Genomic DNA, 14,886 nt, shown 5'->3' on the forward strand with positions numbered 1-14,886 from the left:
TCGCAAGAGTAAGACCCCTTGAAGACGACGAGGTAGATAGGGCAGAGGTGGAAGCATGGCAACATGTGCAGCTGACTGTCACTAATAGGTCGAGGGCTTAACCAAGTTGGTTTAGGTTGTCAGAAATGGCAGAGGAAGTAAGAACGGATGAAAGATATGTACAATGTGTGGTTTTGAGGGTATATGCCTTGAAATAGAGGATACCTCATGGTATAATAATCCTCGATAGCTCAGTCGGTAGAGCACGCGGCTGTTAACCGCGCTGTCGTAGGTTCAAGTCCTACTCGGGGAGTTCGTGATACTCAAACGGTAAATGAGGAGAACGAAATGCAAAGCTTAGGCCCCATGGTCAAGCGGTTAAGACATCGCCCTTTCACGGCGGTAACACGAGTTCGAATCTCGTTGGGGTCACTTAAGTTGAAATTCATCAGAACTTCAACTTTTTACAATATCTACGGCGACATAGCCAAGTGGTAAGGCGTGGGTCTGCAACACCCTGATCACCAGTTCAAATCTGGTTGTCGCCTCTCAAAGAATCCTGGAATTTACTTTCCAGGATTTTTTTGTGTCTGCAGATGACGAATCTGAATTGAATTAAGTAAGAACAGAACCATTTCTGTAAGAGGCAGGAGTGGTAACTATTTAGACGGCGCATTATGTGATATACTAAAAATCAGATTTAAAGTGTCAAAAGTAAGTATTAAAAATAAGACAAGTATTAAAAATAAGACAAATATCAAAAATAAAACAATACAGGATTAAAAAAGTAAAGGAGGCTCATTTTGGAAAAGAATCGGGAGCTTTTAAAGACAAATTTGCTGGTCAGTGTGATCCTGGTATGTGGTTTTCTGGTGACGGCGTTTTTTAGTTATCAGGCAAATTATGAGGCTTCGCTTAATAACATCGAACAGGTGGCTTCTCTGACGACGGAGGGCATTTATTATCAGCTTACAGCCCTGTTTACAAGGCCTGTTAATATTTCCCTTACCATGGCCCATGACAGCCTTCTGGCGGCCCATTTGGAGGGCGAGGAAGCTCATTTAGAGGACGAACAGTATGCATGGACGATCAAGAACTATTTGGAGACTTATCGGGAGAAGTATGACTTTGATTCAGTCTTTCTGGTATCGGCCCTGACGAACCGCTATTATAATTTCAATGGGATTGACAGAATACTCACGGAAGGAGATCCGGAGAACGTATGGTATTTTGATATGCTGAAAGATGATCTTGAGTACTCCATGAACGTGGATAATGATGAGGTAAACGGAGCGGACAATGCAATAACGGTGTTTGTAAACTGTAAGATCTATGGGCCTGATCGTGATTTCCTGGGTGTGGTGGGAGTCGGTATGCGGGTGAGTTATTTAAAAGAGTTTTTGAAGAGCTATGAAGAAAAATATCATTTGAATGCATGTCTGATCGATGAGAACGGTGTGATTGAGATATCTTCTGAACATACGGGATACAGCAGGATCGACTGGTTTCAGACGTTTGAGCAGGAGAGTATCCGCAGTCAGGTGCTGGGCTGGAAGGAGGATTCTGCCAATCTGGAACTATGGTCGGATACTGCGGTGGGCGGCCAGGGAAGGAGCTATGTGGTTTCAAGGTATATTCCGGAACTGTCATGGCATCTGGTAGTGGAACAGAATAACGGCGCTATCGTGAGTGAAATAAAGGATCGGCTGTACCAGACAGGGGTTATTATTATAGCGATTATTATTACTGTCCTGGTAGTAATAACAACGGTGCTCCGCAATTTCAACAGGCAGATTACTCAGCTGATGGAAGAACGGCAGGATGCGTTTAAGAGGGCTACAGAGCAGCTGTATGATAATATCTACGAACTGAATATAACGAGAAACAGATATGCGAATAAATTGACAGAACAGTATTTCGGCAGTCTGGGTGCGGGGGATCTGCCTTATGACCAGGGACTAAAAGTGATTGCGGAAAAACAGATTAAGGAGGAGTACCGGGAGGGATACGTCTCCACATTTACTCCGGAAAATGTTATCCGGCAGTATGAAATGGGGAATAATCATTTAAGATATGATTTTAAGATTACTCAGGATGGGAGCCGGTATTTTTGGATGCGGATCGATGCTTATATCTTCTTTTCTCAGGAAGATGAATGTATCCATATGTTTACGTACCGGAAAAATATTAATGCAGAGAAGGAAAAGGAAATTAGGGCCTCTTTTGATGAGATGACTGGTTTCTTAACTAAGATGGAAACGGAAAGGGAAATTACCGCCCTGTTGTCCAAACCGGCGGCTGAGGTCTATGCCTTCTTTCTGTTTGATGTTGATAATTTTAAGCAGGCCAATGATTCGTGCGGGCACGCATTTGGAGATTACTGCATCAGAGAGTTTACTTCTATCATCAGAACGCATTTCCGGGTAAATGATGTGCTGGGGAGAGTGGGCGGAGATGAATTTGCAGCGTTTATTCCGGCGCCTGACTCTGAATGGGTTGAGGATAAGGCGAAGGAGTTGTCGAATGCACTGAGGGTTACATGCACAGAAGGCGGGAAGAGCTGGGAGATGTCCGCAAGTATTGGAGTTTCTATTGCCCCTATTGATGGAAATGATTTTGATACGCTGTATCAGAAAGCGGATGCGGCGCTTTATCAGACGAAACAGAGGGGGAAAAATGGGTATACAATAGCATGATGTCCAGGAAAATCTAAAAAGATTGTGAAACATCAATTGACGAGATTGACTTTTTGCAGGGACTTCATTATAGTTAAGTCATTATGAGGAAAAGAGGCGTTTAAATATATGATGAATAAATGGAGGGAAAAGTTTGCAGGATTTATGGTGGGCCGCTATGGGGCGGATCGCCTTGGACAGTTTTTAATCGGTGTTTCACTTTTCTTTCTGCTGCTTGGAATTTTTATAAGGAAACCATGGGTGGATATTCTGGCGTTTGCGTGCCTGATTCTCTGCTATTTCCGGATGTTTTCGAGGAATATCGGGAAAAGGTATAAGGAAGAGCAGGTGTTTGAAGGACTTCGCTATTCTGTAACGGAAAAGTTTCGCAAATTTAAGTTTAGAATCCGGGAAAAGAAGGAATACCATATCTATAAATGTCCCAGCTGTGGACAGAAGATTCGCATTCCCAGAGGAAAAGGGAGAATCAGCATTCACTGTCCGAAGTGCAATACGGATTTTGTTAAGAAGAGTTAAATCAGATTATAAGACAAAAGACAATATTAATGCAGAAGGGAATTATTATGAACCTACAGTTTAAGCCGGTAGAGGCAAAGGATATCGAGAGAGTGACGCCGTTTTTCGCATTGCGGCCCAATAAGACGTGTGACAGTGTGTTTCTGGACAGTTTTATCTGGAGGGATTTTTACCATATCCAATGCGCGATCAGCGATGAGAAAGCAGTACAGTTTTTGATGGAAAAGGATGGCATTACTTTCAGCGCCATGCCGATGTGCAAGGAAGAGGAGCTGTCCCATTACTTTTATGAGATGGTGGAATATTTTAATACCGTGTTAAAAAAGCCATTTCGGATTTATCTGGCGGATGAGGACGGTGTGAACTATTTAAAACTGGATCCTGAGAAGTTTGAGGTGAAGGAGCAGGAAGATTTAAAGGATTATTTGTATGATGCTGCAGCTATGCGGTCATTGGCCGGCAAGAAGCTGCATAAGAAAAAGAATCATCTGAATGCATTTTTGAGAGAGTATGAAGGGCGGTATGAGTACCGGACTTTATGCTGTTCTGACCGGGACGATGTGTGGGAGTTCCTGGACAGATGGTGGGAAAACAAGGTGGAGGCCGCGGAGTTCGGTACCCAGTTGGATTATGAGGTAAACGGAATTCACGATATCTTGAAGAACTGTTCCCAGTTATGCGTCCGGATGGCCGGTGTCTATATCGATGGTAAGCTGGAAGCATTTACGATAGGAAGCTATAATGAATTTGAAAAAATGGCGGTAATTCACATTGAGAAGGCCAATCCGGAGATCAATGGACTTTACCAGTTTATTAACAGAGAGTTTCTGGTCAGGGCATTTCCGGAGGAAATGATGCTTGTCAACCGGGAGGACGACGTGGGAATGGAAGGCCTGCGCAGAGCGAAGATGTCCTATAATCCCATTGACTTTGCCAGAAAATACAGCATAGAACAGAAGGACTTTAAAGGATGATACATTATTTAAGACAGGAAGAGAAAAGCAGGAGCCGGGAGCTGTGGGAAGAGATCTTTGTGGAAGATTCCCAGTCGTTTGTGGATTTTTACTATGCGGAGAAGACTCGCCGGAACAAGATTCTCGTGGCGGAGGAGGACAATGAGATCGTGGCCATGCTCCACCGGAATCCGTTTGATGTGGTGGTTAAGGACCGTATTTGGAGGATCGACTATATCGCCGGGGTGGCTACCGCGGCGGCATGGCGTCACCAGGGGTATATGAGCCGCCTGCTGTCCAGGATATTTGCCGATATGTATATGGAAAAGATGGGATTTTGCTTTCTGCATCCGGTGGATCCGGCTATTTATCTGCCGTTTGAGTTTACCTATATCTTTGATCAGCCGCAGCTTACTTTGAGCGAAAAGGGCATGATGCGTCTGAGCGGACGGGCCCTCATAGAACAGCGGACGGAGGAATGCGAGGAGGCGGCCAGATTTGCGGGCAAATGCCTCGAAAAGCATTATGAGGTCTATACGATGCGTGATGAGGAGTATTACCGGGCTCTGTGCCGGGAGGTGAGAAGCGCCGACGGCGATCTGGTACTCTTGAGAACGAGGGACGAGAGGGAGCGGCTGGCCGGTATTTCCGCCTATTATGGAGGCGGAGAGATGGAACAGAGGGAGCTTCTGGTGCATCCGGACTATGTGAAGGAGATCGCCCCGCCAAAGCCTCTTATGATGGGACGAATCATCAATCTGGAGCAGTTTGTCTCTGTGATCCGGTTAAAAGAGGACTCAGAAGTCAGTGAGATGGAACTTATGATCGAGGTCTCGGACGGGCAGATACGCCAGAACGACGGCATTTTCCGCTGGAAGCTGGATAAGAATGGCTCCAGGGTGACTCGGATGACGGAGGGGACTCTTGTAAAGCCGCATCTGTCGCTGGGAATTGCGGAGATGACAGCCTGGCTCTTCGGATACAAAATGCCGCAGATGCCGGAAAACCGCCGGAGTATGGCGGAAAGAATCAGGCCGTTAAACGGTGTTTATTTCGATGAGGTGGTATAGTACCGCGTTGTGCAAAACTAATAGATTTTCCTTGTAACCAGTCCTGTTTCTGTAGTATAATAAAGAAAACAGCAGCAGGGGAGGTTTCTATGGAAAACAGATATATTAAGCTTCAGGCTCCAGGATGTAACGTACCGCTCAAGGTTGTGCCGGGACATTTCGCAACCAACCATTCCCATATCAACTACTACATTGATATGACAACGCTGAAGACACGTGTTAGTGAGGCACAGGAGGTCGCCCGTGATTTAGTGGGACTTTACCTGTATAATACGTTTGTGGATACCATCGTATGCCTGGATGGCATGGATGTGGTAGGCGCCTATCTGGCGGAGGAACTGACAAAGGCAGGCGTTATGTCTAGGAATGCGCATCAGACAATTTACGTTGTGACTCCGGAGTACAACAGTAACAGCCAGATGATTTTCCGTGACAATATTCAGCCCATGATAACCGGTAAGAATGTGATTCTTCTGATGGCTTCCGTGACAACGGGAAAGACGATCAACAAGGGAGTCGAGTGTATCCAGTATTATGGAGGGAAGCTCCAGGGAATATCGGCGATCTTCAGTGCGATCGGGGAACTGGATGGGATGCCTGTGAACTCTGTATTCCGGGAGCGTGATATCCCTGATTATCAGACGTATGATTTCCGGGAATGCCCATACTGCAAGAAGGGAATCAGGCTGGATGCCCTTGTAAACGGTTACGGATATTCGAAGCTTTAAAAGAAGCTTAACGGCAGTGGCGGGCGTGGATTGAAATGAGGTATTTTCAAACATACTCTGAAGCGATCCGGGGTGCCGCAGGCGGATTTGGAAGAATCCAGTCTGCGGCACCCCGTCTGAGTTCCAGTACCGGACCGGCATTGCATGGCAGAGTGCAGTGGCGGCCTGATTGAAAGGACAGGAGGGAGAACGGGAGAGATGGAAGCACAGGAACAGCTGAAGCAGTGGATTTCGGAGAGCAGCCGAATCGTATTTTTTGGCGGAGCCGGTATTTCGACGGAGAGCGGGATTCCGGATTTCAGGGGTGTGGACGGGCTGTATCACCAGCAGTATCAGTTTCCGCCGGAGACGATTATCAGCCACAGCTTTTACAGGCAGAATCCCCAGGAATTTTACCGGTTTTATAAAAACAGAATGCTGTTTCCGAAAGCAGAACCGAACCGGGCACACCTGGCTTTGGCAAAGCTGGAGGCGGAAGGAAAGTTAAAGGCTGTTATCACTCAGAATATTGACGGTCTTCATCAGGCGGCGGGCAGTAAGGAAGTCCTCGAGCTTCACGGATCGGTACACAGGAATTACTGTACCCGGTGCGGGAAGTTTTACAGCCTGGAAGACATTTTAAATATGGATGAACCGGATGGAATTCCGCGGTGCAGCTGCGGTGGGACAATTAAACCGGACGTGGTGCTCTATGAGGAGAGTCTGGATCAGGAGGTGCTTAGCCGGTCGGTGGCATATATCACCAGGGCGGACATGCTGATCGTTGGAGGCACATCGCTTACGGTTTATCCAGCCGCGGGACTGATCGATTATTATAGAGGAAACCGGATGGTTCTGATTAATAAGACGGTTACCCCCATGGACAGCCGTGCTGATCTGGTGATCAGCGGGCAGCTGGGTGAGGTGCTGGGAGACGCGGCGGGCATGTGAACGCGCTGTACAGGCAGAGAAAAAATGACAGAATAAAGGAGCGTAAAACTATGTATCAGGCAGCAGAAGACAGATATGAGAAGATGGACTATAAGCGCTGTGGAAGAAGCGGTGTAAAACTTCCAAGGGTATCACTCGGGTTATGGCAGAATTTCGGTCTGGAAAAGCCCATTGAGGATCAGGAAGCTATTCTCTGTAGGGCGTTTGATTTGGGTGTGACACATTTTGATTTGGCGAATAACTACGGATTTCCGGCGCCTGGAAAGGCGGAAGAGAATTTTGGGGAGATTTTGAGACACGGCCTTGGAACCTACCGGGATGAGATGATCATTTCCACGAAGGCCGGATACGATATGTGGCCGGGACCGTACGGAAACTGGGGATCCAGGAAGTATTTAATGGCCAGTCTCGATCAGAGCTTAAAGCGGATGGGGCTGGAGTATGTGGATATTTTCTATCACCACAGACCGGATCCGGAGACACCGCTGGAGGAGACGATGGGAACGCTGGCGGATATCGTAAGACAGGGCAAGGCGCTTTACGTGGGCCTGTCCAACTATTCGAAGCAGGAGGCGGAGAAAGCGGTCCTTCTGTTGAAGGATATGGGCGTACACTGTCTCATCGAGCAGCCGCGTTACAACATGTTCGAGAGAACTCCGGAAGACGGATTGTTTAAAGCTATGTGGGAGCACGGCGTGGGCTGTATCTGCTACAGTCCTCTGGCGCAGGGCGCATTGACCGATAAGTATTTAAATGGTATCCCGCAGGGGTCAAGAGCTTCCAGAGTGGGGACTACGATTAATGACCGCTATTTATCCGAGGAGAAGCTGGATCAGATCCGCAGGCTGAATGAGATCGCGGTGAACAGGAATCAATCGCTGGCTCAGATGGCGCTGGCATGGGTGCTTCGGGAGAAGGCTGTGACTTCTGTACTGATCGGGGCCAGCAGTGTGAGACAGCTGGAAAACAGCGTTCAGTGTCTCGATCATCTGGAGTTTTCGGCAGATGAGTTAAAGGCGATTGACGAGATCTTAAAATAAGGACACTGATAACGGGAGAACGAGATGAATTTTGAAGTCGGAGACATTGTAAAACTGAAGAAACAGCATCCCTGCGGCAGCTGTGAATGGGAAATTTTGCGGGTCGGCGCGGACTTTCGTTTGAAATGTATGGGCTGCGGCCACATGATTATGGTTCCCAGAAAGCTGGTGGAGAAGAACGTCAGAGGGCTGAAAGGAGCGGATGGGGCGGAAAAGCGGTAAGAAGCCCCGGAAATGTCGTAAAATCGTAGGAAAACAGGAAAAAGTACTTGCTTTTTCCGCCAATTTCTGCTAAAATATTAATCCGTGACACATTAAATTCCTTGCTCCTGAAACTGAAAGCAGGGGCCAGAGACCACAAGGAGGTAAACAAGCATGAACAAGTATGAGTTAGCCGTTGTTCTTAACGTAAAGCTCGAAGATGAGGAGAGAGCAGCAGCCATCGAGAAGATTACAAATTATATCACTCGTTTTGGCGGTACTGTAACTAACATCGACGAATGGGGTAAGAAGAGATTAGCTTACGAAATTCAGAAGATGAAAGAGGGATTCTACTACTTCATCCAGTTTGATGGCGATTCCACAACACCGAATGAGTTAGAATCACGCATTCGTATTATGGAACCAGTTATCAGATATTTATGCGTAAGACAAGAGGCATAATAGATAAAGAAAGTGTGATCGTATGAACAGAGTAATCCTGATGGGTAGATTGACCCGTGATCCAGAAGTAAGATATTCCCAGGGCGAGCGCGCCATGGCCATCGCAAGATATACTCTTGCTGTTGACAGAAGAGGCCGCAGAAACCAGGACGGCAACGAGCAGACCGCAGATTTCATCAACTGTGTCGCATTTGACAGAGCAGGTGAGTTTGCCGAGAAGTATTTCCGCCAGGGCATGAGAGTGTTGATTTCCGGAAGGATCCAGACTGGCAGTTACACGAATAAGGACGGTATCAAAGTTTACACGACCGATATCATTGTAGACGATCAGGAATTCGCCGACAGCAAGGGCGCGGCTTCCGGTGATGGCGGCGGCTATCAGCCAACATCCAGACCGGCACCGTCTTCCGCAATCGGTGATGGATTTATGAATATCCCGGATGGAGTCGAAGACGAAGGACTTCCATTCAACTAAACTTGCAGGGATAGAAACAACAAAATCTAACAGGAGGTAGTACCAATGGCATATAATAAGAATGATAAAGCTGATGGCGCCAAGTTCAGAAGAGGCGGCATGCGCAGAAGAAAAAAAGTATGTGTATTCTGTGGTGAGAAGAACGGCACCATCGATTATAAAGATGTAAATAAATTAAAAAGATATGTCTCTGAAAGAGGAAAAATTCTTCCGAGACGTATTACAGGTAACTGTGCAAAGCATCAGAGAGCACTTACCGTTGCAATTAAGAGAGCAAGACACATCGCTCTTATGCCTTATACAATGGAATAAACCCTTATTTTATAAGGATTTTGCGAATGAGATTCCGTAAGAAATTATGGGGTCTCATTTTTTGTTTTTCAGAAAAGTCGGAAATTTCCAAGTGTGTTTACGGTTTTTTTCCATTTACGCCCATTGTATATTTTCCTATAATGGAGTGGAGATACGATAGAATTTTTCACGGTAAAGGAGGATATGATGGGAACATTTTTATTGGATAAAAGCGTTACGGCGGATCTTGGAACGATGAAGGACAGAGGTGCGGTGAGACGAGCGGTGGAGCGGTTTTACCGAGATCTGGATATGGTGATTGACGGGGATTCTGCTTATGGGGGCGGGATCAGGCTCTGCGAGGAATCCATGGATCCGGAACAGTACAGGATACTGGTTGAGGAAAAACGGATGGTAATCTGCGCGGGGGATGAACTGGGATTTGTGTATGCACTGCTGCATTTGAGCGAGGCGTACATGGGGATTCTGCCGTTCTGGTTCTGGAATGATCAGAAATTCGAAAAGCGGGAGTATGTGGAGATCCCGGTGGGAACAATTGCGTCGTCTCCATATCCGGTGAGATACAGAGGCTGGTTTCTGAACGACGAGGTACTGATCAGCCGCTGGGATGGCGGAGTGAGCAGGGAGTATCCGTGGGAGATGGCATTTGAGGCGCTTTTGCGTCTCGGAGGAAATTTAGTGATACCGGGTACTGATGCGAATTCCAAGATTTATGTGGGACTGGCGGCCGATATGGGGCTCTGGATCACTCATCATCACGCGGAACCGCTGGGAGCCGAGATGTTTGCACGGGTCTATCCGGATAAGACGCCTTCCTTTGCGGAATATCCGGAGCTTTTTTACAGCCTGTGGGAGGACGGAATCCGGAGGCAGAAGGATTACCGCGTTATCTGGAATATCGGATTCCGGGGGCAGGGAGACCGGCCTTTCTGGGACGATGATCCCCAGTATGATACCCCGAAGAAGCGGGGAGACCTAATCAGCAGCCTGATGGTGCGCCAGTACGAGCTGGTAAAGAAGTATGTGAAGAATCCTGTATTCTGCACGAATCTCTATGGGGAGACGATGGAACTGTATCAGCAGGGATTCCTGATTCTGCCGGAGGATGTGATTACCATCTGGGCTGATAATGGTTACGGGAAAATGGTATCGAGAAGACAGGGCAACCACAATCCCAGAGTGCCGGCGCTGCCTCCCGCAGATTTAAGGGATGGGAACCATGGAACGTATTATCACGTCTCTTTTTATGATCTGCAGGCGGCGAATCATATTACCATGCTGCCAAATTCTATGGAATTTGTGGAAAAAGAATTGAAAATAGCGTATGATTGTGGAATAAAGAGCCTGTGGGTTGTCAACTGTTCTAATGTAAAGCCCCACGTGTATCCTCTGGACTTTATTGGGAATCTGTGGAGAGGAAATTCGCTCACCGCAGCGGAACACAGGAGGCGTTATATGGAGTCTTACTACGCCTATGGACAGCGGATTGACGGGAAGGACCTTTTGGCGGCTCTCCCGGATCTCTTTGAAGCGTATTTTAAGTGTACGGTTCGGTATGGGAAAGAGGAGGACGAGCGGGCGGGCGACCAGTTTTATAATTACGTGACTAGGGATTTTGTCTGCCGCATTATGGCGGATGGGGGGCAGAGACCGGAGCCGGAGCTTAACTGGTTTGCCCCGGGAGAGAGTCTGGAAGAACAGATGGAACAGTACCGGAAAACGGTTGTAAATGGGAGAAATGCATTTGAACCGCTTCTGGAAGCATGCAGCCGGATGGCAGAGCAGGCGGGGCCGCTTCTGGAGGATTCCCTTCTCCTGCAGGTGAAACTACATACGTACTGTCTGAGAGGCGCTGTGTCCTTCTGTGACGGTTATGAGGCGTATGCCGGTAAACAGTATCTGCGGGCGTTTTATCTGTTTGGCAGGGCAGCGGACTGGTATGAGGCGGCGGACTGGTCCATGAGAGCGCGGGAACACGGAAAATGGAAGGGCTTTTACGAAAATGACTGTCTCTGCGATGTCAAGGAGACTGCGTACTGCCTGAGACGGCTGATGGGATATATCAGGAATTTAGGGGACGGCCCTCATTTCTATGAGTGGCAGAGGGAGGTTACCTATTCGGAGGAAGATAAACGGGTGGTTCTCATCACCAACATGGAGAACCATATGACGGATCAGGAACTTTACCAGGCGATGAAGGAGCGGGAAAGTGATGAGAAAGCGTTGGGATCAGTGGGTGGAACGGTTTAGGAATACAAGCCTTGCCAGAAAGATGATGGTGGTCTATGCGGCCATATTCGGAATTCTGTGCGGTATCACGCTGCTTGCCATGCAGGTTACCTTGAGTATCTATGACGGCCAGCTTTACCAGAAGTCGCTGGAGGAACTGAATTTCTTCACGGAGCGGGTGGACGGAGAGCTGAAAAAGGTGGAGGAGCTGTCCTTCGATCTGGCAATGGACTACGAGATTCAAAATCAGCTGTCGATCATAAAAAGTGCGAAGAACAAGGCGGAATACTCATTTCAGATGTCGAAGATGCGAAGCCGGCTGACCACAGAGGCGCTGTCTGCGGAGCTGGTGTCGGAATTTATCTATACGGATAAATTCCTGACCAGATATGAGGTGGGGAAACGGTATGTGGAACTGCCGGTGGGAATTTACGACAGCCTGCTGGAGAAGTTTGACAAGGCAAAAGGAGCCTATGTTTATGAGAATCCTACGGAGGAATTTCCCTATCTCGTCTCCGGCAGGGATATACGCAAGCACATCGATGCCAGTCTCGACTATCTGGGAAGCCTGATCTTTGTATCGGATATCCGGGTGCTGATCGAGAAGCATTTAAATCAGCTGAAAACCGATGTTTCCAGCCTGTGCGTGACCAGCGACTCCGGCCTGATCTATCAGAGCGAGGACGGTCTGTATGAGAAGATCAGGCAGGTGCTGCCGGAGAGCGATTATGAGATCATAAATCTGGAGGGGAGAAAGTATTTTCTCTGTCAGCTTACATCGGCGGAGACGGGATGGACGTATGTGAACATGTTTCCGTACAGCTCGATTTATTTTATGAACACCATGGTCCGATACTGTCTGATCGGCGGATTTCTCGTGCTGTTTGTGGCGGCGATGCTGATCCTGAAACGGCTTTCCACGGCCATTACCAGACCGCTTAACAGACTGACGGATTCGATTCAGATAGTGGAAGCGGGTGAGTTTCAGAAGGCGAAGGAGTATCTGGAGGGAGAGAAGCGAGGCGACGAGGCGGGAATCCTGACCCAGGAGTTCCGGATTATGCTGGATAAGATCATGGTCCTGATTCATGAAAACTATGAGAAGCAGATATTGCTGAAGGATACGCAGTACCGGGCGCTTCAGGCGCAGATAAATCCTCATTTTCTCTATAATACTTTGAATTCCATTAACTGGATGATACGGTCGGGGAAGAATGAGGAGGCATCTGAGATGCTGATCTCGCTGGGAGATTTGCTGCGTGCGGCATTTAAGAAGGAACAGCTGGCTACGGTTTTGGAGGAGCTGGAGCTGGCAAGGCATTATATTGATATTCAGAAGGTCCGGTACCGGAGAAGGGCCGAGTTTCTCGTGGAGGCAGAGGGGGATTTGGAGACGTACCACGTGCCGCGTATGATTCTGCAGCCGCTGGTGGAGAATTCGATCAACCATGGCGTGGACAATTCCTTAAATAAATGCAGGATTCTGGTGCGGGTAAAGGAAAATGTAGAGGCGCAGACCATGACCCTGGAGGTGGAGGATGACGGGCCGGGTATGACGGAGGAAGAACTGGAGGCCGTCAGGAATTTCACCATGGTGCCCAAGGGAAATGGGATCGGACTTAAAAATATCAGGGAACGGCTGAACCTGATCTTTTCTGACGCAGTATTTGAGATAACCAGCCAGCCCGGAAAGGGAACCGTTGTGAGGATTGAAATTCCGAAATATGGAGGGAAATAGATGTGTATAAGCTTCTGATCGTGGACGATGAGGATGTGGAGAGAGAGGGAATGGCAGATTTTATCCAGTGGGAAAAGTACGGGATAAGTCTGGCGGGAACCGCATGGAACGGTGTCGAGGGATATGAGGAGATCCAGAACCAGATGCCGGATATCGTGATTACGGACATTAAGATGCCTGTCATGAATGGAATTGAACTGATCCGGAAGACGAGGGAGGATTTTCCGGATATTGTATTCATTGTGCTTTCCGGCTACGGAGAGTATGAGTATACCAGCAGAGCCATGGAGCTGGGCGTGCGCCACTATATACTGAAGCCCTGCGATGAGGCGAAGATTGTGGAAGTGATCGGCAAGGTAACGGAGGAGCTTAAGGTCCGGGAAGAGAAGAAGAGAAAAGAGGATGATATGCGGACCCAGGTCAAGCGGCTGGCTCCGAGAGCCAGGGAGCAGATGTTCCGCAATGTGCTGCTGAACCGGGAAGATATCCATAAGGACTTCGAGGCGTATCTGGGGGACTGCGGGAACTTCCGGAGAGAGGTCTTTCTTCTGGCGTTTCATAAGGAAAAATGGTTTGACTATCTGGAACAGTTTGTGGTGACGAACATTATTACGGAGCTGCTGGGAAGCAGTTACGTGCTTCTGGTGACGTCTATCCGCAACGATGTGCTGCTTCTGCTGGAAGGGCGTGTATTTGATGAGATTCAGCCTGTCATTGTGAAGGTGAAAAAGGAGTATGAGAAGTTTGATTCCAGCCCGCTTCAGACAGCGGTTTCCGGCCGCGGAAGCTGGGATCAGATACAGGGCCTCTATGAGGAGGTCTCAGGACTCTTAAAGATGGGAAAGATCGACGCGGACACGGACGCTTTGTGGCATGGATTTTATAAGGATATCAACCGGGAGGAATTGATGCTGATTAATTACCGGGCTTTGAGGGCTGCGAAATCCTATGATGCCATCCTGTTTGAGCTGTATCTGGGATTCGTAAAGATGCGGCTCAGAGGCGATCTGGCCGGGAGAAAGGAAGCGGCAATCCGGTATGTGCTTGACATGCTCTATGAGGATGAGGACAATGAACGGTGGCTGAAGGGGGAAGACGACAGGGAGCTTTTGAAGCTTCTGGCCGACTATATCAGTGAGAAGCAGGGGCTTCATCCGGGCGGAGATAAGGAAGAGCGGCGTATGCGCGATATTCTGCTGGGAATCTATCAGAACATCAGCAGCCAGGAACTGAGCATCCAGTGGCTGACGAAGGAAGTCCTGTACATGAATCAGGATTATTTCGGTCGTGTCTTTTCCAAGTGTATGAAACAGAAGTATTCTTCTTATATCTTAAATGTCAGAATTGAACTGGCGAAACGGCTGATCTGGTATTTTCCGGAGATCAAGCTTTCTCAGATCGCGGAAGAAGTGGGATACCCGGCGGATGGCCAGTATTTTTCCAAGACCTTCCGAAAATTAGTGGGAATGTCCCCTTCTGAGTACAAGGATTATATACAAAAACAGGCGTAATTTGAAAAAAACCGGCTTTTCCGCATGGAAGAAAGTCGGCTTTTTT

Annotated in this window: 14 protein-coding genes, 3 tRNA genes and 1 rRNA gene; all 18 read left to right on the plus strand. The window is 48.0% G+C overall.

Going from position 1 to position 14,886, the window contains the following annotated elements; all coding sequences use genetic code 11:
- Positions 1–105 (plus strand): 23S ribosomal RNA (locus tag H8S75_RS23245); the annotation flags it as partial.
- A gap of 114 nt (positions 106–219) precedes the next feature.
- Positions 220–292: transfer RNA gene (locus tag H8S75_RS23250), tRNA-Asn, on the plus strand.
- A gap of 47 nt (positions 293–339) precedes the next feature.
- A tRNA-Glu gene (locus H8S75_RS23255) sits at positions 340–411 on the plus strand.
- Between the two features lie 45 nt (positions 412–456).
- Positions 457–527: transfer RNA gene (locus H8S75_RS23260), tRNA-Cys, on the plus strand.
- Positions 528–782: 255 nt separating this feature from the next.
- A complete protein-coding gene (locus tag H8S75_RS23265) occupies positions 783–2,675 on the plus strand; it encodes a sensor domain-containing diguanylate cyclase (RefSeq protein ID WP_187023590.1) in 1,893 nt (630 codons plus the stop codon).
- A 108-nt stretch (positions 2,676–2,783) separates the two neighbouring features.
- Complete coding sequence (locus H8S75_RS23270) at positions 2,784–3,191, plus strand: hypothetical protein (protein ID WP_349768973.1); 408 nt, start codon at positions 2,784–2,786, stop codon at positions 3,189–3,191.
- Between the two features lie 47 nt (positions 3,192–3,238).
- Positions 3,239–4,165 carry a DUF2156 domain-containing protein gene (locus H8S75_RS23275; RefSeq protein WP_110323158.1) on the plus strand — a complete coding sequence of 309 codons (927 nt, stop codon included), beginning with the start codon at positions 3,239–3,241 and terminating at the stop codon, positions 4,163–4,165.
- Complete coding sequence (locus H8S75_RS23280; RefSeq protein ID WP_187023591.1) at positions 4,162–5,214, plus strand: GNAT family N-acetyltransferase; 1,053 nt, start codon at positions 4,162–4,164, stop codon at positions 5,212–5,214. Before H8S75_RS23275 ends, H8S75_RS23280 begins: the two co-directional genes overlap by 4 nt.
- An 89-nt stretch (positions 5,215–5,303) precedes the next feature.
- Positions 5,304–5,942, plus strand: coding sequence for a type I phosphoribosyltransferase (locus H8S75_RS23285; RefSeq protein ID WP_187023592.1), 639 nt, complete (start codon positions 5,304–5,306; stop codon positions 5,940–5,942).
- A 198-nt stretch (positions 5,943–6,140) separates the two neighbouring features.
- Positions 6,141–6,872 (plus strand): NAD-dependent protein deacylase, encoded by a 732-nt coding sequence (locus H8S75_RS23290; RefSeq protein WP_187023710.1) that lies wholly within the window; start codon positions 6,141–6,143, stop codon positions 6,870–6,872.
- Between the two features lie 50 nt (positions 6,873–6,922).
- Positions 6,923–7,912, plus strand: coding sequence for an aldo/keto reductase (locus H8S75_RS23295; protein ID WP_187023593.1), 990 nt, complete (start codon positions 6,923–6,925; stop codon positions 7,910–7,912).
- Between the two features lie 24 nt (positions 7,913–7,936).
- Positions 7,937–8,134, plus strand: coding sequence for a DUF951 domain-containing protein (locus tag H8S75_RS23300; protein ID WP_187023594.1), 198 nt, complete (start codon positions 7,937–7,939; stop codon positions 8,132–8,134).
- Positions 8,135–8,287: 153 nt separating this feature from the next.
- The gene (rpsF, locus tag H8S75_RS23305; RefSeq protein WP_002602081.1) at positions 8,288–8,575 is read left to right on the plus strand and encodes a 30S ribosomal protein S6; all 288 of its coding nucleotides are present in this window, start codon (positions 8,288–8,290) and stop codon (positions 8,573–8,575) included.
- Positions 8,576–8,597: 22 nt separating this feature from the next.
- Positions 8,598–9,050 carry a single-stranded DNA-binding protein gene (locus H8S75_RS23310; RefSeq protein WP_025532065.1) on the plus strand — a complete coding sequence of 151 codons (453 nt, stop codon included), beginning with the start codon at positions 8,598–8,600 and terminating at the stop codon, positions 9,048–9,050.
- A gap of 45 nt (positions 9,051–9,095) precedes the next feature.
- On the plus strand, positions 9,096–9,362 hold the full coding sequence (rpsR, locus tag H8S75_RS23315) for a 30S ribosomal protein S18 (protein WP_002602079.1): 267 nt from the start codon (positions 9,096–9,098) through the stop codon (positions 9,360–9,362).
- A 186-nt stretch (positions 9,363–9,548) separates the two neighbouring features.
- The gene (locus H8S75_RS23320) at positions 9,549–11,612 is read left to right on the plus strand and encodes a glycosyl hydrolase 115 family protein (protein ID WP_187023711.1); all 2,064 of its coding nucleotides are present in this window, start codon (positions 9,549–9,551) and stop codon (positions 11,610–11,612) included.
- On the plus strand, positions 11,575–13,329 hold the full coding sequence (locus H8S75_RS23325) for a sensor histidine kinase (RefSeq protein ID WP_187023595.1): 1,755 nt from the start codon (positions 11,575–11,577) through the stop codon (positions 13,327–13,329). Before H8S75_RS23320 ends, H8S75_RS23325 begins: the two co-directional genes overlap by 38 nt.
- A 2-nt stretch (positions 13,330–13,331) precedes the next feature.
- On the plus strand, positions 13,332–14,840 hold the full coding sequence (locus H8S75_RS23330) for a response regulator transcription factor (RefSeq protein WP_187023596.1): 1,509 nt from the start codon (positions 13,332–13,334) through the stop codon (positions 14,838–14,840).
- Positions 14,841–14,886: the final 46 nt, after the last annotated feature.

The organism is Hungatella hominis (assembly GCF_014288005.1).
GTDB classification, from domain to species: Bacteria; Bacillota; Clostridia; order Lachnospirales; family Lachnospiraceae; genus Hungatella; species Hungatella effluvii.

Excerpts from the sequence above, each read along its gene's own strand:
- H8S75_RS23270 (WP_349768973.1), top strand. The coding sequence starts at position 2,784 with ATGATGAATAAATGGAGGGAAAAGTTTGCAGGATTTATGGTGGGCCGC.
- H8S75_RS23275 (WP_110323158.1), top strand. The coding sequence starts at position 3,239 with ATGAACCTACAGTTTAAGCCGGTAGAGGCAAAGGATATCGAGAGAGTG.
- H8S75_RS23280 (WP_187023591.1), top strand. The coding sequence starts at position 4,162 with ATGATACATTATTTAAGACAGGAAGAGAAAAGCAGGAGCCGGGAGCTG.
- H8S75_RS23325 (WP_187023595.1), top strand. The coding sequence starts at position 11,575 with ATGAGAAAGCGTTGGGATCAGTGGGTGGAACGGTTTAGGAATACAAGC.
- H8S75_RS23320 (WP_187023711.1), top strand. The coding sequence starts at position 9,549 with ATGGGAACATTTTTATTGGATAAAAGCGTTACGGCGGATCTTGGAACG.
- H8S75_RS23310 (WP_025532065.1), top strand. The coding sequence starts at position 8,598 with ATGAACAGAGTAATCCTGATGGGTAGATTGACCCGTGATCCAGAAGTA.
- H8S75_RS23290 (WP_187023710.1), top strand. The coding sequence starts at position 6,141 with ATGGAAGCACAGGAACAGCTGAAGCAGTGGATTTCGGAGAGCAGCCGA.
- H8S75_RS23285 (WP_187023592.1), top strand. The coding sequence starts at position 5,304 with ATGGAAAACAGATATATTAAGCTTCAGGCTCCAGGATGTAACGTACCG.
- rpsR (WP_002602079.1), top strand. The coding sequence starts at position 9,096 with ATGGCATATAATAAGAATGATAAAGCTGATGGCGCCAAGTTCAGAAGA.
- H8S75_RS23295 (WP_187023593.1), top strand. The coding sequence starts at position 6,923 with ATGTATCAGGCAGCAGAAGACAGATATGAGAAGATGGACTATAAGCGC.
- H8S75_RS23300 (WP_187023594.1), top strand. The coding sequence starts at position 7,937 with ATGAATTTTGAAGTCGGAGACATTGTAAAACTGAAGAAACAGCATCCC.
- rpsF (WP_002602081.1), top strand. The coding sequence starts at position 8,288 with ATGAACAAGTATGAGTTAGCCGTTGTTCTTAACGTAAAGCTCGAAGAT.